Consider the following 20,363-nt stretch of genomic DNA (forward strand, 5'->3'; position numbering starts at 1 on the left):
GAAATCGTCTAAGCGATTGGTGACACTTACTAATCCACAGCGCTGAACTAAGTATAAAACAAATCTATAAAATAATTAAGAAAGGGTTTATACTGGCGGAAGCTACCCGCTAATATAAATATAAGGTTTCTATGTATCGTATTTCATTTCAGGATGACATTAGCATCATGCCGCGTGAAAGGCTGATCAGGGAAGGAGCGGATAAACTCAGTAATCAGGAATTGTTATCTATATTTTTACGAACGGGTAGCAAAAAAGAAACTGTCTTTCAAGTTTCTCAAAGGATTTTATCATCTATTTCTAGTTTGAATGATTTAAAGTATCTAACTTTGCAAGAGTTGCAAACTATTTCAGGAATTGGCCCTGTGAAAGCAGTTGAGCTTCAGGCCATTATTGAGCTTGGCTGCCGCATCAATAAAGCAGAAGTGATGCAAAGGGAGCAAATTATTGGAAGTCAAAAACTGGCTCGAAAAATGCAGGTCGAATTAGGAGATAAAAAGCAGGAATGTTTGGTTGCTATTTATCTTAATAGTCAAAATCAGATTATCCATCAGCAGACAATCTTTATGGGAACGGTGACCAGAAGTATCGCTGAGCCGCGTGAGATTCTACATTATGCTCTTAAACATTTGGCGACATCAATTATCCTTGTGCACAATCATCCTTCGGGAATGACCTTGCCTAGTAGAAATGACGATGAGGTCACCAAACACATGAAGGAAGCCTGTGAACTGATGGGCTTGGTTCTATTAGATCATTTAATTGTCTCAAAAAATAATTATTATAGCTACCGTGAAGAAACTGATTTGATCTAAAATTTATGAACTGCATCATCAAATATAGTCAAGTTGTTCTAAACAGAGATTCGGGGAGCTATGTTTGGAACACTGAAAAAATAGCCACCCATCGGTTGAGGTTCAATGTTATCAACCCCTTTAGCACGTAAACTATAGGAAATGACTTCACACTGAGAGAAACGAAGCTAAGCACAGAAGCAGGATAAAGATATTTGAATAACTTGCACATTGGAAATCACTCTTTTGTTTCCTGTTATTCCAATAAGTGGTCTTCTTGTGAAATAATCTGTGTCACTCCAGCATCAACTTTTCTTCTTTTTCATGAAGTAAAGAAGGGTTTGTAATTCGCTTGTTAAATCAACATATTGAACAACAACTTCCTTTGGAAGGGTGAGATGAACAGGTGAAAAACAGAGAATTCCCTTAATCCCTGCTTTGACTAATACAGAAGCGACTTCCTGGGCTTTCAGACTCGGTACAGTTAGGATAGCTGTTTGCACATCTCCTGACTGTACTTTTTCTTTAATTTCTGAAATGCCGTAAATTTGCACACCATCGCTGGTGGTTGTACCGACATCAGGATGATCATCTGTATCGAAGGCCATGACGATTTTCATTTTATTTCGTTCATGAAAACGATAGTGGAGAAGTGCTTTTCCCATATTTCCGACCCCGACAATCATAACGTTGGTGATAGAGGTGTCATTTAAGAGATCGGCAAAAAAATTCATCAGCTTTTTGACATCATAGCCAAAACCTCTGCGACCTAATTCACCAAAATAAGAAAAATCTCGTCGAACGGTGGCAGAGTCAATACCGATTGCTTCTGCGATTTGTTTTGAATTGGCCTTTTCAATATTTTCCGAATTAAATCGTTTAAAAATCCGATAGTAGAGCGAGAGCCGCTTAGCTGTAGCACGGGGAATAGGATTACTTTTTTCAGTTGTCACAAAATCACGACCTTTCTATCTCTATTCTATAGAAAGTTTGTGAAAAATGCAACTAATTTGATAGGTAAAACATTAAGCTAACTTATGAGGAAATTAAACGGAATAGAAAAAAGCAAAATTGTGAGAATTTTGCTTATTGGGGCGTTTTTTCAAAAATTTGTCTTTCAACTAAGCTATCCATCAGGAAATAAAACTTTTGCTGAATAATGTGATGGTCTTCAGATTTGAAAATATTAACCAATCTTAAACCAGATTTGTCTGTAATGTTGATTTTGAATCCGGTTAAGTCTTTGTTTACGATGATTTTGAGCAGGAAGCCATTACCGCTGTTAGGAACAGCTTCAAGTAAGCGAGAAAGCTCATAATTACCGACCTTTGTTTCAGCAAATGTATTGTCGCGTAGCGTAAATTTCTTAACATTGGGATGAAGCGAGTAGTTGAAGTCGCAGTTTGGTAGACTTACAGATGTTTGAAAAGCCATCTTATCCTCCTAGTATTTCTTTCAGTTTTTTACTAAAATCTTTAATTTCTTCGATGGTGGTCTGATCTGAGACACTGATTCGGATGGATTCATTTAAGCGTTCAGAGTCTTGTCCATACATGGCTTGCAAAACATGACTAGGCTGAACAGCTCCAGCCGTACAAGCTGATCCAGTTGAAATGGAAAAACCATTTAAATCCATTTGGAGTAAAAGGAGATCATTCTTGTGATTTGGAAATCCAATATTGATAACATAAGGCAGGCTGGGCTGACTTTCGTTTAGGTAAAAATCTATATCTGATAAGTCGTCCAACAAAGTATCTTTTAACAGCTGGGCATGTTCAAGGTTTTCCGCTAAATGATTAAAACTTTCAGAAAGTGCAGTTGCCATTCCGATGATGGAGACAAGATTTTCTGTGCCTGCCCGATGTTTGGTTTCCTGATCACCGCCGTGCATAAAATTATCAAAATCCATCTTGTCAGCATAGAGAAAGCCAACACCTTTTGGTCCATGGAATTTGTGAGCTGATGCACTCAGAAAATTGATTCCCCATTCTTCTGGATAGACGGGGAGCTTACCGATGGCTTGAACAGCATCGACGTGAAAAGCAGCAGGATGATCCTTAAGCATTTCTCCAATTTCTTGAATTGGCAGCATATATCCTGTTTCATTGTTGACAGCCATGACAGAGACAAGGATGGTGTCAGGTCTGAGAGCACTTTTTATATCTTCAATTCGGATTTGGCCATCCACCGGCTGAACAATCGTTGCTTCAAATCCAAAGCGCTCAACCAAGTATTCAACTGGTTCTAAAACAGCATGGTGCTCAATAGCGGTGGTGATAATATGTTTGCCTTGAGCCTGATGATGCAGAGCATAGCCTTTAATAGCGGTATTATTACTCTCAGTCCCTCCTGAGGTAAAGAGAATATTTTTGCTCCGAGTATGCAGAACTTTAGCAATATCTTCACGGGCTTGTCTGAGAAGTTTATTGGCTTCCCGACCGTGGCTGTGCGTACTGGAAGGATTACCAAAGATCGCCATTGCCTTAGTCATGGACTCAATCGCAGCAGGCGACAAGGCAGTCGTAGCAGCATTATCTAAATAAATCACGAAGTTTATCACCTACTTCTTTTGATAAGCAAACAACGGGCTGACTGGCTTTCTTTCCTGAATCAGTACGATAGCATCACCAATCAATTCACTAGCTGTGATGTATTTTGTATTTTCAGGAATTCTTTCTTTTGTGTCAACGGAATCGGTAACAAGTATTTCTTTGATTGGAGCATTGTCCAGCAATTCAGCAGCTCCTTTAACAAAAAGTCCATGGCTAGCTACGGCATAGATTTCGATAGCGCCTTCACGATTCAAAATTTTAGCAGCTTCTGAGAAAGTTCGACCAGTATTCAAAATATCATCGATTAAAATAGCTTTTTTGCCTTCAACATCACCGATGATATAGCCTTCAGAACGCCCTGCTTCATCCTCTCCATAGTCAATGATGGCGATTGGAGCGTCTAGGTATTCCGCCAGGCTGCGGGCACGTTTTACACCTGAGTTTTTAGGGCTGACAACAACCACATTTTCACCAGTCAATCCCATACTGCAGTAGCGGTCGGCAAAGAGCGGAATGGTAATAAGGTTATCAACTGGAATATCGAAGAAACCTTGGACTTGAACTGCGTGAAGATCCAGAGAAACAACCCTGTCTACGCCTGCACCAACCAGCATATTTGCTACAAGCTTAGCAGTAATCGGTTCTCGTGGGGCAGCTGTTCTGTCTTGACGAGCATAACCGAAGTAGGGCATGACGACATTAACAGTATTGGCACTGGCACGTTTACAAGCGTCCACCATAATCAATAATTCCATCAAGTGATTGTTCACCGGAAAGCTGGTAGATTGAATGATGTAGATATCATAACCACGCACGCTCTCCTCAATATTAATCTGAATTTCACCGTCTGAGAAATGCTGTGATGATAGCTTACCTAAAGGTTTTCCTACTGCTTTAGCAATCTTTTCAGCGATTGCGTGGTTTGAATTGAGGGAAAAAAGCTTCATATTTTTTTTGTCTGACATTAGATTGACCGTCCTCTTTTTGACTCTTTTGATTTACAACTCTTATTCTACCAAAAAAATAGGATTATTTCAGCTATTTGACAAGTTTTCGGCAAATCTTGCGATTTTGCTTTTTCCTGTTTTGTATTCAATTTGCTTCTCTTGTAAAAAATCTGCAAATTTCTGTCTACCAGCAACAAAATCCTTGACTTCGACTTCTAATTCGAAGTCATTTTTATCAAAATAATAGTTCTCATCTAGGGCGAAAAGTCCGATTTCATGTTGTTTTTCATAACGGATGGTTTTGAGCGAGCCCAATATTCTCAATTTATCAATAGGAATCTCCTGCTCCCGAAGTAATTCTAAAATTTTTCCATCTGGGAAAAGATTTTCTTGTAAAACTTTTTGCGTCTCTTGCTTAGTCAATAGTTGATTGTATTCCAGATTTCCGATTTCTTGAGGAATCTTTAAAGTAAATTCGGTAGCAGAAGGAGTGGTTCTGACCCGCAATGCTATGCGTGCATCACGAAGTGCAAAATCGGCAGAATCAATGTAATAATTGATTTGGGTAACAGGTTCGATATCTTTGAAAAACGGGAGTAATTTTTTATGCTCGTCTTCGGTCAGCATGGTTTTAAATTCAATCTCTAAATAATCCATTTTCAGTCCCTTTTCGTTTTTTTTGAAAGCGATTTATGATATAATTACTATTGTGTTTATTTTATACAAAAAATGATAATATGACAAGGTATGTATATGACATTAGATTGGGAAAATTTTCTGGATCCCTATATTCAAGCTGTTGGAGAATTGAAAATCAAGCTTCGAGGTATCCGTAAGCAGTACCGCAAACAGCAGCGCCATTCTCCGATTGAATTTGTAACTGGTCGGGTAAAGCATGTTGAAAGCATCAAGGAAAAAATGACTGCTCGCGGGATTCGGGAGGAAAACCTAGCCCAGGAGATGCAGGATATAGCTGGGTTGCGCATCATGGTTCAATTTGTTGATGATGTGAATGAAGTCTTAAATGTTCTGCGAATGCGGACAGATATGCGGATTATCCAAGAGAGAGATTATATCACTTATAAAAAATCCAGTGGCTATCGCAGCTATCATGTCATTATTGAATATCCGGTAGATACGATTAGTGGGAACAAGGTTATTCTAGCAGAGATTCAGATTCGTACCCTGTCTATGAACTTTTGGGCAACGATTGAGCACTCTTTAAACTATAAGTACAAGGGAGAATTTCCAGAGGAAATCAAAAAACGCTTGGAGATAACGGCCAATCTAGCTTACCAGCTTGATGAAGAGATGGGGGGCATTCGTGATGCCATTCAAGAAGCACAAGCTCTTTTTGACCCTCTGCACCGCAAGCTAAATGACGGTGTTGGAAATAGTGACGATACAGATGAAGAATACAGGTAAAAAAATAGCGCTTATCCGCAATCGCAAAAGACAGAGTGAGGAAGTTTTCCAAACTCTGATGCAAAAGTTGAGAAAGGCAGGCTTTATCCTGACACCGAAAAATCCGGATATCGTGATTTCTGTCGGTGGAGATGGGATGCTGCTATCAGCTTTCCATAAATATGAAGATCAACTGGATAAGGTCCGCTTCGTCGGTGTTCATACAGGACATCTGGGTTTCTATACTGATTATCGAGATTTTGAACTGGATAAATTAGTGGAAAATCTGAAATTGGACACAGGAGCAAAGGTTTCTTATCCGATTTTAAATGTCAAGCTTACTTTTGAAAATGGTGAAACTCGGACGATTCGCGCACTCAATGAAGTAACGATTAAACGCTCCGACAGAACCATGGTAGTTGATGTGATTATTAATAATGTTCATTTTGAGCGTTTCAGAGGAGATGGGATTTCTGTCTCAACGCCGACTGGAAGCACAGCTTATAATAAATCTTTGGGAGGAGCAGTCCTGCACCCGACGATTGAAGCCTTGCAAGTAACAGAGATTGCCAGTCTTAATAATCGAGTTTACCGCACCTTGGGCTCTTCGGTCATCGTTCCTAAAAAGGATAAGATTGAGCTAGTGCCGACACGCAATGATTACTATACTGTAGCGGTTGACAACCAGACATTTTCTTGTAACAATATTGTCCGGATTGAATACCAAATTGATAATCATAAGATAAACTTTGTCGCTTCACCCAGTCATACCAGTTTTTGGAATCGTGTAAGAGACTCCTTTATTGGGGAGTGTCAGGAATGAGATTTGAATTTATTGCTGATGAGCATGTCAAAGTTAAAACATTTTTGAAAAAGCAAGAGATTTCCAAAAGCCTTCTGGCCAAGGTGAAGTTCGCAGGTGGCAATATCTTTGTCAATGATCAGCCTCAAAACGCTATCTATTTACTAGATAGCGGTGATAAGGTGACAATAGATATCCCAGCTGAAAAGGGCTTTGAAACACTAGAAGCCGTAAATCGTGATTTATCCATCATTTATGAAGATGAGCATTTTCTAGTTTTGGATAAGCCTGCTGGCCTAGCCAGTATTCCCAGTGTCAATCATTCCAATACGATGGCAAACTTTGTCAAAGCTTACTACATCCAGCAACATTACGAAAATCAGCAGGTTCACATTGTGACGAGATTGGATCGCGATACCAGTGGTCTCATGCTCTTTGCAAAACACGGATATGCTCATGCAAGACTGGATAAGCAGCTGCAGAAAAAAAAGGTTGAAAAGCGTTATTATGCGCTGGTCAAAGGAAGCGGTAAGCTTGAACCAAAAGGAGATATTATTGCACCGATTGGGCGGAATCCTGAGAGTATCATCACCAGATGTGTGACAAAGGATGGGAAATATGCTCATACCAGCTACAAAGTTGTAGAGCAGTTTGGTGATATCTATTTGGTTGATATTTGTCTGCATACTGGACGAACCCATCAGATTCGTGTGCACTTCGCTCATCTTGGCTTTCCGTTGTTAGGGGATGATCTCTATGGCGGAACTTTGGAAGCGGGGATTACTCGGCAAGCCTTGCATTGTCATTTACTAAACTTTTATAATCCATTTTCCGGACAACAGATTGGTCGCTCCAGTCCTTTGCCAGAAGATTTTAAACAGGTTATTCAGAATTTAAAAAATTAAGAAGAAAAAGGAGTTTTAATAAACAATGAAAATTTTTGAGTCTATTCGTGAAGCATTAAAAAACAAGGAAGTGAGAATTGTCTTACCAGAAGGGGAAGAACCTCGTATTCTGCAGGCAACAAAACGGATTGTGAAAGAAACGAGCATTACACCAGTCCTTTTGGGAAATCCTGATAAAATTAGCATTTATCTTGAAATCGAAGGAATTACGGAAGGCTATGAAGTTATCGATCCGTCAAACTGCTCTTGTTTTGAAGAAATGGTTACTGCTTTGGTGGAACGCCGTAAAGGCAAGATGACAACTGAAGAAGCTAGAAAAGTGCTGACGGAAGATGTCAATTATTTTGGTGTTATGCTGGTCTATCTTGGAAAAGTACATGGAATGGTTTCAGGTGCTGTCCATTCTACGGCTGCAACTGTCCGTCCAGCTCTTCAAATTATTAAAACTCTTCCGTGGGTTTCTCGTACATCTGGTGCTTTTTTGATGGTGCGTGGTGATGAGCGCTATGTCTTCAGTGACTGTGCTATCAATATTGATCCAGATGCTAGTATTCTAGCTGAAATCGCAGTTAACTCAGCGCTGACGGCTCAGATATTTGGCATTGATCCTAAGGTAGCTATGCTTAGCTATTCTACCAAAGGATCTGGTTTCGGAGAAAAAGTGGACAAGGTGGTTGAAGCTACGAAATTGGCCCGAGAAATGCGTCCTGATTTAGTTATTGATGGTGAATTACAATTTGATGCAGCTTTTGTGCCGGAAACTGCTGATCTGAAAGCTCCAGGAAGCCCCGTAGCTGGCCAAGCAACCGTTTTTGTCTTTCCAAATATTGAAGCTGGGAATATTAGTTACAAGATGGCAGAGCGTCTGGGTGGCTTCTCTGCGGTCGGACCGATTCTTCAAGGACTCAATCATCCAGTAAACGATCTTTCTCGTGGTTGTAATTCAGATGATGTTTACAAATTGACTTTGATCACTGCTAGCCAAGCGGTAGGTCACTATTAATATCTTGCAAAAACATTAAAAAGAGTCAAACAGTCTCTCTAACCTCAAATAGTTTGAAAGACTGTTTGACTCTTGTGGGGTGGGACGACGAACTGAATTAAAAAAGTTTAGTTCTGTTCCACTCCTTTTTTCAATTGCTTATGCTATACTAGATGATATGTTAGACTTGAAAAAATACGGAATTGAGATGTGGGAGGAAGATAAGATTGTCTCCTTCCGCCATAAATTACTAGCTTGGTATGATGAGCATAAGCGTGATTTGCCTTGGCGACGTACGAGCAACCCTTATCATATTTGGATTTCTGAGATTATGCTCCAACAGACTAGGGTAGATACAGTCATCCCTTACTATGAGCGGTTTCTTAAGTGGTTTCCAACGGTGGCCGATCTGGCTCAGGCTCCGGAAGACAAACTTCTGAAAGCATGGGAGGGACTGGGCTATTATTCCCGAGTTCGCAATATGCAAGTGGCTGCCCAGCAGATTATGTCTGACTTTGGTGGTATTTTTCCAGCTAACTATGAGGAAATCAGCAGTCTCAAAGGAATCGGGCCTTATACAGCGGGAGCGATTGCCAGCATCGCTTTTGGTTTGCCTGAGCCCGCAGTCGATGGCAATGTCATGCGGGTGCTGAGCCGATTGTTTGAAGTAGACTTAGATATTGGTCAACCGAGCAATCGTAAGGTTTTTCAGGCGATGATGGAAATATTGATTGACCCAGCACGGCCTGGAGATTTTAATCAGGCTTTGATGGATCTGGGTTCAGATATCGAAGCACCTGTCAATCCTCGTCCAGAGGACAGTCCAGTTAAAGAATTCAGCGCAGCTTATTTGCACGGAACCATGGACAAATATCCCATTAAGGCGCCTAAAAAGAAGCCGATTCCGGTTTATCTGCAGGGGTTGATTATCGAAAACGAGCAGGGACAGTTCTTACTGGAAAAGAATGAGGCGGCTGGTTTGCTATCTGGTTTTTGGCATTTTCCCTTGATTGAAGTCGAGGAATTTCAAAAGGAAGATCAGCTGTCACTTTTTGAGGTTGCTGAAAATCAGCCTAGTCTGGGTTTATCACCCCAGGAAAGTTTTGAACAAGATTATGATTTGACTGTCGATTGGCAGCAGCAGCTGTTTCCAAAAGTGCAACATGTGTTTAGCCATCGCAAGTGGCACATCCAGTTGGCTTATGGCCGAGTTAAAGATAGCCAGCACGCAGCTGAGGGAGAGGTCTTATGGCTTCGTCCAGAAGAATTTGACAATTACCCCTTTGCCAAGCCCCAGCAGAAGATGTGGCAAGCATTTGAGCAGAGACAAATACGAAGTTAAAAAACTGAGAACCACTTGGTCTCAGTTTTTTTGAGCATTTTATAGGTTGCCGAAAGCCTTAATCTCTTCAGCAGTCATAGAAGAATCACAACGAACAGATACTTGGCCGTCTTGAACATGAACAAAACCAGGAACCGTCGGAATGCTATATTCTGTGCGGAAGGCTTGCAGTTTCTCTAATTCGCTGGCTTCTTCACTGTTGATAAAGTAGATGTGGGCCTTGGTTTCGGCAACAACGCTAGCAAGAGTAGCAGCGAATTTACGGCAGTAAGGGCAAGTTTTACGACCGACGAAGAAGGTGGCTGTTTCTTTGTCAGCAATCGCCTGACGGGCTCGGTCTACAGTTGTAAGTTCTAAATCTTTAATGTTTTGAGCAAATTGTTGCATAAAAATCCTCATTTCTTTTGATAGAATTAGTATGCCATAAAATACAAAAAAATGCTTGATTTAGAAATGAAAAACCAGAGAAAGGAGAATCCAGTCTCTGGTTAATTTAGTTATCGCATAGTCTTATTTGATAAACTCATTGATTTCTGATTCGATAGCCGCAATTTTGGCATGAGCATCTTCATTTGAATCACCGACAACAGCGATGTAGAACTTGATTTTTGGTTCTGTTCCAGATGGGCGGACAGCAATCCATGAGCCATCAGCCAAGGTGTATTTAAGCACATCACTTGGTGGAGTTGTCAAAGCTGTAACGCTACCATCTGCAGCGGTAGAAGTCTGAGCCTTGAAGTCTTCTGTAACAGAAATAGCAGTAGCATTGAAGTCTTTCGGAGCATTGTCACGGAATTTGCCCATGATAGCCTTGATTTGCTCAGCGCCGTCAACACCAGATAGAGTCACAGAGATAGTCTTTTCAGCAAAGTAACCATACTCTTTGTAAATTTCTTCGATACCGTCAGCCAGAGTCAAGCCGCGAGAACGATAGTAGGCTGCAAGCTCAGCTACAACCAAAACAGCTTGGATAGCATCTTTGTCACGTACAAATGGCTTAATCAGATAGCCGAAGCTTTCTTCAAATCCCATCATGTAGGTGTAGTTGTGCTTTTCTTCAAATTCTTGAATCTTTTCAGCGATAAATTTGAAACCAGTCAGAACGTTGAACATGGTTGCGCCGTAGCTTTCAGCAATCTTAGTTACCAAGTCGGTAGAAACGATGGATTTGCAAAGAGCTGCGTTAGCTGGCAGAGTTCCAGCACTCTTATGAGCTTCCAAGATATATTTAGCCATGATAGCTCCGATTTGGTTACCAGAAAGGTTGAGGTAGCTACCATCTTTTTGCAGAACTTCCACACCGACACGGTCAGCATCTGGGTCAGTTGCTACAAGCACATCTGCACCAACCTTGCGGCCCAATTCTTCAGCCAAGGCAAAGGCAGCCTGACTTTCTGGGTTAGGAGATTTAACAGTAGAGAAGTCTGGGTCAGCTACAGCTTGAGCTTCAACGACTTGCACAGAGTCAAATCCTGCTTGAGCAAGAGCGCGACGAGCTAACATTTCACCAGTACCATGAAGAGGAGTATAAACAATCTTCATGTCTTTACCATATTCGTCAATCAGCTTTTGGTTGATGTTAACATCTTTGACTTCTTTGAGGTATTCAGTGTCAACTGCATCACCGATGACCTCAATCAAGCCAGAGGCTTTTTCTGTTTCAACATCAGCCACTTCGATAGCAAAAGGATTTTCAATCGCACGGATGTAGTCAGTCAGAGCGTCAGCATCGTGTGGTGGCATTTGCCCACCGTCTTCGCCGTAAACTTTGTAGCCGTTAAATGGAGCAGGGTTATGGCTGGCTGTAATCATAATACCAGCAAAGGTGCCCAGATGGCGCACTGCAAATGAAAGCTCTGGTGTTGGGCGTAGGCTTTCAAAGACATAAGACTTGATGCCGTGTTTAGCCAAAACAGCAGCGGATTCAAAAGCAAACTCTGGTGAGAAATGACGGGAATCGTAGGCGATGGCTACACCGCGTTTCTTAAACTCTTCACCTTTTTCTTCAATCAAGCGAGCCAATCCTTCAGTTGCTTGACGAACAACATAAATATTAATCCGATTTGTACCAGCTCCAATCAGGCCACGCATCCCAGCAGTACCAAACTCAAGGTTTGTATAAAATGCATCTTCCTTGGTTTTTTCGTCCATGCCTTCTAAATCTTCCCGAAGATAGTCAGGAAGTTCAGCGAAATCAAGCCATTTTTGGAAGTTATCTTGATAAGTCATAGGTGGAGTCTCCTTTGTATTTAAGATAGAAAATCAGCTTGCGACTTTTCTCAGATTTGAGATAGAGCACAGGGATCTTCTGATTAATTTAATCGCTTTCATTGTAACATATTTTCATAGTTTTTGAAAGTGTCGACCTAAAAAATCCTGAAATACTTTTGAAAAATGAATAGTAGCGCAAAAGAAAAATAACCACACTGGGTGATTATTTTTTGACCTTTTCAAGTGCGGGCACAATAGCGACGGTAAGAATGGCAGAAATGACCATTTCAGAAATAGAATTGGCTGATAGGACAAGTGCGAGCATCGCTTGAATATCTCCATTGTAAACAGCTGAAAATAGGATGAAAATTCCACCAAGGACAAAGACGGTGTTGGTCATAGAGCCTACTGCACCAGCAAGCACTAGCCCCGGCTTGTTTTTCATCCATTTATAGACGAAGTAGGGGGTAATCCCAATCAGAATTCGTGGTATCATAGCAATTATTAAGGAATTAAGATTCCCATTTGGTACAAAAGGGCTGAAAAGATAACTGGTCGGCAGAAGAACCAGAGTATTAGTCACGACACTGATCAATCCCATCAAGGTTCCTAGTATAGCTCCGATGCGCGGTCCGTAGATGATGCTGGCGATGATGACCGGAATGTGGATAATAGTCGGCTTAATCGGAACTGGCAGCAGATTGAAAATGACGGAGCTCAGCAAATGGAGTACCAGCATAATAGCAAAAAAGATGGCAATTTGGGCAACACTAGATTGTTTTCTCATTTATAATTTCCTTTACTTTTTCTATAATCGTATTTATATCAGCCAGAGCACCTGTCCCGTGGTCCCCGCAAGCTAGGACAGCTTCACGTGGTTCAATTATTTCCCAGCCAAATTGTTTCAATCTTTCCAGATTGTGTTGGGTCAAGGGATTTTCGTACATTTTGGTATTCATAGCCGGGGCGATGACTTTTTTGACATGAGAGGGTAGAGCAAGGGCAGTCGCAGTTACCATATTGTCTGCTAGCCCATTGGCTAGCTTGGTGATGGTATTGGCTGTAGCAGGAGCGACTAAGAAGAGATTTGTCTTCTTGGCAATTTCAATATGATTGACCTTGTCTGGGCAAGGTTCTTCCATAATGTCAAGGGTGACAGGATTTTTTGATAGTACCTGCAGGGTCAGCGGGGTGATGAAGTGACTGGCAGCTTCCGTCATGAGAATAGACACGGTATAGCCCAACTTCCCAAGCTGACTAGTAATATCCGCAGCTTTATAGGCAGAAATGCTACCTGTGACTGCGAGGGTGATCTGAATCATAGTCTGCCTCCTTTCTGGATATGGTCTAGCAGCTTTTCAGCAATATCTTCCTTGGAAAAAGCTTCTGTGACAGTGTTTTGCCCTACGAGATAGGCATGGTGAAGACCGCTTGAAATTTCAGCCAAATCATTGGCGACAATCAGTTCAGCCTGATTTTTTATTAGGCTGGATCTAGCAGTAGTAAGCAGTTCTTCTTGCGAAACATCTACCAATAGTTTAAATCCAATTAGTCGAATATTTGGATTCCATTCTTTGACCTTGCTAATGATTTTGGGATTTTTCTTGAGGAAAAGCACTTGGTAGTCATCAGCAGAAGAAATCTTGCTCTGGGAGTTGCTTTTATCCAGAAATTCTGTCATATCTGAACTAGCAAGAACCTCTTCAAATCCTGCCATATAAATTGGCTTGTAGTCTGAAACAGCCATGGAGTGAATGAGTACATCATGGGCTGGCACCAGCTCCCTCATAGCCAATAGCAACTGGTTGGTATTTTCGATCATTCTAATCGTTAATTGTTCGTGCGGGGCAGGCTTGACAGCTTTTTCAGTCGTTAGCAAAGTCACTGTGGCACCGTTGGCTAAACAATGCTCAGCAATAATTTTTCCAAGCTGGCCTGTCGAATGATTGGTAATAGAGCGGACTTGGTCGATTTTTTCGCTAGTTCCGCCAGAAGTAATCAATATGTTCATAGCCTTATTTTACAAGAAAAAAAGAATTAAGTAAAATAAAATTCATTCAAAATAGTCTCGTATGAACAAAATTTTTTCTTTGAAAGAATATGGACGATGATAAATCAATAGAACTCAAAAGACGTAATTACCGAACATTATACATGTAATGGAAATTAATCGTGCAGATTTAAATATTTTTTGTTATAATCTTTATATTAATTGATAGAGGAGTTCCTAATGAAAACAGATATTGAAATTGCTCAAAGTGTTGAATTACAGCCAATTGTTGATGCAGTGAAAAAAGTTGGCATCAACTATGACGACTTGGAATTATATGGTAAGTATAAGGCTAAGCTCAGCTTTGATAAAATTCGTGAGGTTGAAAAAAATCCTGTCGGCAAACTGATTTTGGTGACAGCGATCAATCCAACTCCAGCTGGAGAAGGCAAGTCCACGATTACCATTGGACTGGCTGACGCACTCAACAAAATTGGTAAGAAAACCATGATTGCTATCCGCGAACCGTCTTTGGGGCCTGTTATGGGAATCAAAGGAGGCGCAGCTGGTGGTGGTCACGCGCAAGTTTTACCGATGGAAGACATCAACCTGCATTTCACTGGTGACATGCACGCCATTACGACAGCCAATAATGCTCTGTCTGCCCTAATCGATAATCATTTGCATCAAGGAAATGTCCTGGGACTCGATCAGCGTCGCATCATCTGGAAACGTGTTGTGGACCTAAATGACCGAGCACTGCGCCATGTGACAGTTGGACTGGGCAGTCCGATGAACGGTATTCCGCGCGAAGATGGTTTTGACATTACGGTTGCATCTGAAATTATGGCGATTCTTTGCCTAGCTACGGACATTGAAGATTTGAAAAAGCGCTTGGCTAACATTGTCATCGGTTATCGCTATGACCGCACACCAGTCTATGTTCGTGACCTTGAGGTAGAAGGAGCCTTGGCTTTAGTCTTGAAAGATGCGATTAAGCCAAATCTAGTACAGACTATTTACGGCACACCAGCCTTTGTTCATGGCGGACCGTTTGCCAATATCGCCCATGGCTGTAACTCGGTCTTGGCGACTAGTACAGCGCTGCGCTTGGCTGATTATACAGTGACTGAAGCCGGTTTCGGTGCGGATCTAGGTGCTGAGAAATTCTTGGATATCAAGACTCCAAACTTACCAACTTCTCCAGATGCAGTCGTGATTGTGGCAACCTTGCGTGCGCTCAAGATGAATGGTGGTGTGGCTAAGGATGCACTTACTGAAGAAAATGTTGAGGCGGTACGTGCTGGCTTTGCCAATCTCAAACGTCACGTTGAAAATATCCGTAAGTTCGGTATTCCAGTGGTAGTAGCCATCAATGAATTTATTTCAGATACGGAAGCTGAAATTGCTACGCTTAAGGACCTTTGTGCAGAAATTAAGGTTCCAGTTGAGTTAGCTAGTGTCTGGGCTGATGGTGCCGAAGGTGGTGTATCTCTGGCTGAGACTGTAGTCAAAACTATTGATGAAACTCCAGCGCACTACACTCGCCTTTATGATAATGACTCAACGATTGAAGAGAAGATCGAGAAGATTGTCACTGAAATCTATCGTGGTTCAAAAGTGAACTTTGAGAAAAAAGCGCAGTCTCAAATTCGGGAAATCGTCAAGAACGGCTGGGACAAGCTGCCAATCTGTATGGCCAAAACGCAGTATAGCTTCTCAGACAATCCTGCTGCGCTGGGCGCACCAGAAAACTTTGAAATTACCATTCGTGAATTGGTACCAAAACTTGGGGCAGGCTTTATCGTGGCTTTGACAGGAGATGTCATGACCATGCCAGGATTGCCAAAACGTCCTGCGGCACTCAATATGGATGTTGCGGCAGACGGCACAGCGATTGGCCTATTTTGATCTTGGTTTAAAAGGCTCGTTAGAGCCTTTTTTTGATATAATAGTGAAAATACTGAGAATATGGAGGTATTATGAATATTAGACTAGCTAAGCCTTTGGATGCAGCAGCCTTGCTAGCCATCTATGCGCCTTATGTAGAGAATACAGCCATCACTTTTGAATATGATGTTCCGACCGTAGAGGATTTCGCAAATCGGATCGAAAAAACATTAAAAAAATATCCTTATCTGGTAGCGGAAGAAAACGGTGCACTCTTAGGTTATGCCTATGCTTCGACTTATTATACGCGTGCAGCCTATGATTGGGCGGTAGAATTATCCGTCTATGTCAGCCAAGATGCTAGAGGAAAAGGAGTTGGCAGCAAGCTTTATGATGAGCTTGAAGACATGTTAGATCAGATGGGTTATATCCATTTTCTAGCCTGTATTTCTTTGCCTAACCAAGATAGCCTAGCTTTTCATGCCAAGCGAGGTTATCAGCAAGTTGCGCATTTACCTAAAATCGGCTATAAATTCGAGAGTTGGCATGATATTGTTTGGCTGCAAAAATCCTTAGAGAAGCAAGCTGAACCAATCAAACTTTTAAAAGAAATGGAGTGTAAATGATGAAAAAGAAACATTTATTAATAACTCTTCTAAGCATTGCCCTTTTGACTTTGAGCGGCTGTCAGGCCGTTGAAAATTGGTTTAAAAATGCCAAAGAGGAATGGCTGGGATTGGAGATGACGGTTCGTACCTACGATGAAAATTCCCAGCTTATTGACCAGATGTCGGGCAAGTCCCTATCCATCTCGCGTAACGAGGAGTTTGACTCAGTTGATGCGGAAGGAAATTCCAAGGAAGACTCATCCGTGCTCAAAATTACCTTGGGTAAGTATGAGATTGATCATGTGGGCTCTTCCTTAATTGCAGAAGAAAAAGGCTTGAAAGATGTTTTTGCCCAGTATCAAAAAAACGCTGATGTTGAGGAAAATAGCCACTCAGTTCCTGTTTTGAATCGTATGATTTCATCTTTTAAAAACGAGTTTACTGGTAAGAAAAAGGTTATTCTGATTCGCTCGCAAAACGGGACTCCGCTGGCCGCCTATGCCGGTGACCGCGTCTCTCTTGATAAATCAGATGCTCCCAAAACTTCTGAATTGCTGATTGATGGCAAGAGGCTAGTGATTTACCGCTGTGACTACACTATTTATGACCGCGAATTGCTGGAGTAAGTTATGAATGTAGAAGAATTAGCAGAAGAGTTAAAAATGGTAGCCAAACCTGATGATGCGGTGGCTATGAAAGCCTATATGAAAAATAAATTTGAGTTTCTAGGGGTGAAGACTCCGATTAGACGGAAGATCGTAAAGGCTTTTTTCAAACAGCAGACGGACTCAGGCATTGAATGGGATTTTATAGATGAGGCCTGGGAGCATCCCTATCGAGAATTGCAGTATGCTGCGCTGGATTATCTTGAAAGTCGCAAGAAGCTATTGACTCCATCTGACTTGCCACACTTAAAAAAGCTGGCCCAAACCAAGTCTCGGTGGGATACTATTGACTTTTTGGACCGCTTGGTCGGATCAATCATTGCCCAATTTCCAGAAACCAAAGAGATTATTTTGGCTTGGAGTTGCGATGAGGATATCTGGCTGCGGGGCTTGGCTATTGATCATCAGCTGCTGCGAAAAGAGGAAACAGACACAGAGCTCTTGGAGAAGATTTTAGTAAATAATTTAGCTCAATCAGAATTCTTCATTAACAAGGCTATCGGCTGGGCGTTGAGAGATTATTCTAAAACCAACGCCGACTGGGTTAGGGATTTTATTGAACAACATCGAGAAGAAATGTCTGCGCTCAGTATCCGAGAGGGAAGTAAGTATTTATAAAAATTCTAATAATCTGTCTGTCTTGACATTTTCTATGTGATAGCTTATGATAGATAAGTGCGATGAGTCGATATGCAGTTTGTCTGCAAATTGAAGCATGGGAGGTCATAACGCAGGAGCGGACCTTGATCGGTTGTGTGAACCTGCTGATCACACGAAAGTGCCCTTATCCCCAGTCTACGGATTGGGGATTTTCTATTGCTCTTGATGAAACAACTTCGCAGAAGGCAGTTGAGTCGTAGAGCAATGGATGCAGTTTTGTCCGCAAGGACAAAAAATGTAAACTTTGAAAGTTCTCTTAGAGAGACGACCCCATTGGTCGAAGCCGAACTTAGAGACATTGATACTGATAAGCGCAGTGTCGTGAGTGCTATAGGTCAAAGTTGAGCTTAGAACAGCAGAAACATTTTGCCTAAAAATGCACACCATATTCTTCAGAAATATTTGCATTTTTCCTTTAAAATGGTATAATACCAACAATACACAAATTTTTTGAAAATTCAGAGAGGTTATCGCATGGGATATACAGTTGCTGTTGTTGGTGCCACTGGTGCCGTTGGCGCTCAAATGATTAAAATGCTGGAAGAATCTAGCCTTCCGATTGATAAAATACGCTATTTGGCTTCTGCTCGTTCAGCTGGTAAAGTTCTCCAGTTCAAGGGACAGGATATTACCATCGAAGAGACAACTGAGACAGCCTTTGAAGGTGTAGATATTGCTCTCTTCTCAGCTGGTGGCTCTACCTCAGCAAAATACGCTCCATACGCTGTTAAGGCTGGCGCAGTGGTGGTAGACAACACCTCTTATTTCCGTCAAAATCCTGATGTGCCGCTGGTCGTTCCTGAGGTCAATGCCCACGCGCTGGATCAACACAAGGGAATTATTGCCTGCCCTAACTGTTCGACTATTCAGATGATGGTGGCTTTGGAGCCTGTCCGTCAGCAATGGGGACTGGAGCGTATCATCGTGTCCACCTATCAAGCTGTTTCTGGTGCTGGTATGGGTGCAATTCTTGAAACTCAGGGGCAGTTACGCTCTATCCTCAATGATGGTGTTAATCCTAAAGATGTAGAGGCTAATATCCTGCCTTCTGGTGGCGATAAGAAGCATTATCCGATTGCCTTTAATGCTCTTCCGCAAATCGACCTCTTCACTGACAACGACTACACTTACGAAGAGATGAAGATGACCAAGGAAACTAAGAAAATCATGGAAGATGATTCCATTGCTGTTTCTGCGACCTGCGTCCGGATTCCTGTTCTCTCTGCACACTCTGAGTCTGTTTACATCGAGACCAAAGAAGTAGCACCAATTGAAGAAGTCAAGGCGGCTATCGCAGCCTTCCCAGGAGCTGTTCTGGAGGATGATGTGACTCATCAAATCTATCCGCAAGCAGTTAATGCAGTTGGTAAGAAAGAAACCTTTGTTGGCCGGATTCGCAAGGATCTAGATGCAGAAAAAGGGATCCACATGTGGGTAGTTTCAGATAATCTCCTTAAAGGAGCAGCTTGGAATTCTGTCCAAATCGCAGAAACTCTGCATGAGCGCGGCTTGGTTCGTCCTACGGCAGAAGTTGTTTTTGAACTAAAATAAAACTTATCTACTAAAAATATAGGAAAGGGGTACGAGCAGCCTATAGCTGATTACTGCTCTTCCTATATTTTCTTATAGCTTCGCAACTAAAGGAGGAGAGACATGTCCATTACAGATTTAAAAGACGCAAGAATCATTACTGCCCTAGTCACGCCCTTCAAAGAAGATGGAAGTATCAACTTTGAAGCTCTTCCAAAGCTGATTGAGCATCTATTAGCGCATCATACAGAAGGAATTCTTCTAGCTGGAACGACAGGGGAAAGCCCAACCTTGACTCACGAGGAAGAACTTGAGCTCTTTTCAGAAGTCCAGCGTATTGTAGCAGGACGTGTGCCTTTGATTGCCGGAATTGGGACCAATGACACGCGAGATTCAGTTCAATTTGCTCGAGAAGTAGATGAATTTGGTGGCTTTGCTGCTGGTTTAGCCGTCACGCCTTATTATAACAAACCTACTCAAGAGGGACTTTATCAGCATTATAAGGCGATTGCCGAAGCATCAAATCTGCCCATTATTGTCTATAATATCCCCGGTCGGACCGTTGCTGGACTAACTGTAGAAACTTCCTTGCGTCTGGCTAAGTTACCCAATATCATTGCTATTAAAGACTGCACGGGAGTAGATACAATTGCTAGATTAGTCGAAAATGCACCAAAAGATTTCTTGGTCTATACAGGTGAAGATGGCCAAGCCTTTCATGCTAAAGCACTCGGTGCGCAAGGCGTTATTTCAGTAGCGGCTCATACTAATGGAGATAATTTTTATAATATGTTTACTGCTTTGGATCAAGGGGATATCCAAGAAGCAGCACGGATCCATCGTCAGCTCTTACCTAAAGTTGATGCTCTCTTCTCCGTCAGCAGCCCAGCTCCATTGAAAGCAGTTCTTAATCATCAAGGCTTTCATGTTGGTCCACTGCGTCTGCCTTTGGTAGCATGTACTGAAGCAGAAGCACAGGAAATCATTAAAATTATTGAATCGTAAAGAAAGCAGGATAAAAGGCTTAAAACCAAGGTTTTAAGCCTTTTTCTTATCACAGATTGGGAAGTAATCTGTGTAA

The 20,363-nt window shown here is 41.7% G+C and carries 23 protein-coding genes; 13 read left to right on the forward strand and 10 right to left on the reverse strand.

Annotated elements, in window-relative coordinates; genetic code table 11:
* Positions 1-131: 131 nt before the first annotated feature.
* Entirely contained in the window at positions 132-815 is a 684-nt protein-coding gene (gene radC / locus AC5FEC_RS07910; protein ID WP_217473386.1) for a RadC family protein, read from the forward strand.
* A gap of 284 nt (positions 816-1,099) precedes the next feature.
* On the opposite strand, the gene AC5FEC_RS07915 is transcribed toward radC, so the two are convergent.
* The 5 genes from AC5FEC_RS07915 to AC5FEC_RS07935 form a co-directional block, all read right to left on the reverse strand.
* Positions 1,100-1,747 carry a redox-sensing transcriptional repressor Rex gene (locus AC5FEC_RS07915; protein ID WP_037616912.1) on the reverse strand — a complete coding sequence of 216 codons (648 nt, stop codon included), beginning with the start codon at positions 1,745-1,747 and terminating at the stop codon, positions 1,100-1,102.
* 133 nt (positions 1,748-1,880) lie between these two features.
* Positions 1,881-2,228 carry a DUF1831 domain-containing protein gene (locus AC5FEC_RS07920; RefSeq protein ID WP_037616915.1) on the reverse strand — a complete coding sequence of 116 codons (348 nt, stop codon included), beginning with the start codon at positions 2,226-2,228 and terminating at the stop codon, positions 1,881-1,883.
* A 1-nt stretch (position 2,229) separates the two neighbouring features.
* Positions 2,230-3,342, reverse strand: coding sequence for a cysteine desulfurase family protein (locus AC5FEC_RS07925; RefSeq protein ID WP_234550226.1), 1,113 nt, complete (start codon positions 3,340-3,342; stop codon positions 2,230-2,232).
* Between the two features lie 12 nt (positions 3,343-3,354).
* Entirely contained in the window at positions 3,355-4,311 is a 957-nt protein-coding gene (locus tag AC5FEC_RS07930) for a ribose-phosphate diphosphokinase (RefSeq protein ID WP_062198343.1), read from the reverse strand.
* A gap of 69 nt (positions 4,312-4,380) precedes the next feature.
* Positions 4,381-4,950: a CYTH domain-containing protein gene (locus AC5FEC_RS07935; RefSeq protein ID WP_493661834.1), complete on the reverse strand. Its 570-nt coding sequence runs from the start codon at positions 4,948-4,950 to the stop codon at positions 4,381-4,383.
* A gap of 96 nt (positions 4,951-5,046) precedes the next feature.
* Between AC5FEC_RS07935 and yjbM the strand changes: the two genes are divergently transcribed.
* From yjbM to mutY, 5 genes are all read left to right on the forward strand, one after another.
* The gene (yjbM, locus tag AC5FEC_RS07940) at positions 5,047-5,718 is read left to right on the forward strand and encodes a GTP diphosphokinase (RefSeq protein WP_493661835.1); all 672 of its coding nucleotides are present in this window, start codon (positions 5,047-5,049) and stop codon (positions 5,716-5,718) included.
* On the forward strand, positions 5,702-6,520 hold the full coding sequence (locus AC5FEC_RS07945) for an NAD kinase (RefSeq protein WP_187423894.1): 819 nt from the start codon (positions 5,702-5,704) through the stop codon (positions 6,518-6,520). The genes yjbM and AC5FEC_RS07945 overlap by 17 nt, the downstream gene beginning before the upstream one ends.
* Positions 6,517-7,404 carry an RluA family pseudouridine synthase gene (locus tag AC5FEC_RS07950; protein ID WP_493661836.1) on the forward strand — a complete coding sequence of 296 codons (888 nt, stop codon included), beginning with the start codon at positions 6,517-6,519 and terminating at the stop codon, positions 7,402-7,404. Before AC5FEC_RS07945 ends, AC5FEC_RS07950 begins: the two co-directional genes overlap by 4 nt.
* Before the next feature lie 25 nt (positions 7,405-7,429).
* Positions 7,430-8,407, forward strand: coding sequence for a phosphate acetyltransferase (gene pta, locus AC5FEC_RS07955; RefSeq protein WP_493661837.1), 978 nt, complete (start codon positions 7,430-7,432; stop codon positions 8,405-8,407).
* 157 nt (positions 8,408-8,564) lie between these two features.
* The gene (mutY, locus tag AC5FEC_RS07960; RefSeq protein ID WP_493661838.1) at positions 8,565-9,728 is read left to right on the forward strand and encodes an A/G-specific adenine glycosylase; all 1,164 of its coding nucleotides are present in this window, start codon (positions 8,565-8,567) and stop codon (positions 9,726-9,728) included.
* Between the two features lie 39 nt (positions 9,729-9,767).
* Here mutY and AC5FEC_RS07965 read toward each other — a convergent pair whose 3' ends face one another.
* The 5 genes from AC5FEC_RS07965 to AC5FEC_RS07985 form a co-directional block, all read right to left on the reverse strand.
* The gene (locus AC5FEC_RS07965) at positions 9,768-10,115 is read right to left on the reverse strand and encodes a DUF6568 family protein (RefSeq protein WP_493661839.1); all 348 of its coding nucleotides are present in this window, start codon (positions 10,113-10,115) and stop codon (positions 9,768-9,770) included.
* 123 nt (positions 10,116-10,238) lie between these two features.
* A complete protein-coding gene (locus AC5FEC_RS07970; RefSeq protein WP_493661840.1) occupies positions 10,239-11,957 on the reverse strand; it encodes a phospho-sugar mutase in 1,719 nt (572 codons plus the stop codon).
* Between the two features lie 205 nt (positions 11,958-12,162).
* Entirely contained in the window at positions 12,163-12,726 is a 564-nt protein-coding gene (locus tag AC5FEC_RS07975; RefSeq protein WP_234550233.1) for an ECF transporter S component, read from the reverse strand.
* Positions 12,710-13,261 (reverse strand): phosphopantothenoylcysteine decarboxylase, encoded by a 552-nt coding sequence (gene coaC / locus AC5FEC_RS07980; RefSeq protein WP_234550234.1) that lies wholly within the window; start codon positions 13,259-13,261, stop codon positions 12,710-12,712. The genes AC5FEC_RS07975 and coaC overlap by 17 nt, the downstream gene beginning before the upstream one ends.
* Positions 13,258-13,950, reverse strand: coding sequence for a phosphopantothenate--cysteine ligase (locus tag AC5FEC_RS07985; RefSeq protein WP_037616944.1), 693 nt, complete (start codon positions 13,948-13,950; stop codon positions 13,258-13,260). The genes coaC and AC5FEC_RS07985 overlap by 4 nt, the downstream gene beginning before the upstream one ends.
* A gap of 219 nt (positions 13,951-14,169) precedes the next feature.
* Here AC5FEC_RS07985 and AC5FEC_RS07990 point away from each other — a divergent pair, with 219 nt between their 5' ends.
* The 7 genes from AC5FEC_RS07990 to dapA all read left to right on the forward strand — a co-directional run bounded on the left by AC5FEC_RS07990 (position 14,170) and on the right by dapA (position 20,287).
* Positions 14,170-15,840 (forward strand): formate--tetrahydrofolate ligase, encoded by a 1,671-nt coding sequence (locus tag AC5FEC_RS07990; RefSeq protein WP_493661841.1) that lies wholly within the window; start codon positions 14,170-14,172, stop codon positions 15,838-15,840.
* 71 nt (positions 15,841-15,911) lie between these two features.
* Positions 15,912-16,445 (forward strand): GNAT family N-acetyltransferase, encoded by a 534-nt coding sequence (locus tag AC5FEC_RS07995; RefSeq protein ID WP_234550237.1) that lies wholly within the window; start codon positions 15,912-15,914, stop codon positions 16,443-16,445.
* Complete coding sequence (locus tag AC5FEC_RS08000; protein ID WP_493661842.1) at positions 16,442-17,053, forward strand: DUF5052 family protein; 612 nt, start codon at positions 16,442-16,444, stop codon at positions 17,051-17,053. The genes AC5FEC_RS07995 and AC5FEC_RS08000 overlap by 4 nt, the downstream gene beginning before the upstream one ends.
* Positions 17,054-17,056: 3 nt before the next feature.
* The gene (locus AC5FEC_RS08005; protein ID WP_493661843.1) at positions 17,057-17,710 is read left to right on the forward strand and encodes a DNA alkylation repair protein; all 654 of its coding nucleotides are present in this window, start codon (positions 17,057-17,059) and stop codon (positions 17,708-17,710) included.
* A gap of 207 nt (positions 17,711-17,917) precedes the next feature.
* Positions 17,918-18,097 (forward strand): hypothetical protein, encoded by a 180-nt coding sequence (locus tag AC5FEC_RS08010; RefSeq protein ID WP_369426891.1) that lies wholly within the window; start codon positions 17,918-17,920, stop codon positions 18,095-18,097.
* Positions 18,098-18,226: 129 nt separating this feature from the next.
* Positions 18,227-19,303 carry an aspartate-semialdehyde dehydrogenase gene (locus AC5FEC_RS08015; protein WP_037616955.1) on the forward strand — a complete coding sequence of 359 codons (1,077 nt, stop codon included), beginning with the start codon at positions 18,227-18,229 and terminating at the stop codon, positions 19,301-19,303.
* Positions 19,304-19,405: 102 nt separating this feature from the next.
* Positions 19,406-20,287, forward strand: coding sequence for a 4-hydroxy-tetrahydrodipicolinate synthase (gene dapA / locus AC5FEC_RS08020; protein WP_493661844.1), 882 nt, complete (start codon positions 19,406-19,408; stop codon positions 20,285-20,287).
* Positions 20,288-20,363: the final 76 nt, after the last annotated feature.

The sequence above is a fragment of the Streptococcus sp. STC1396 genome, from assembly GCF_058933875.1.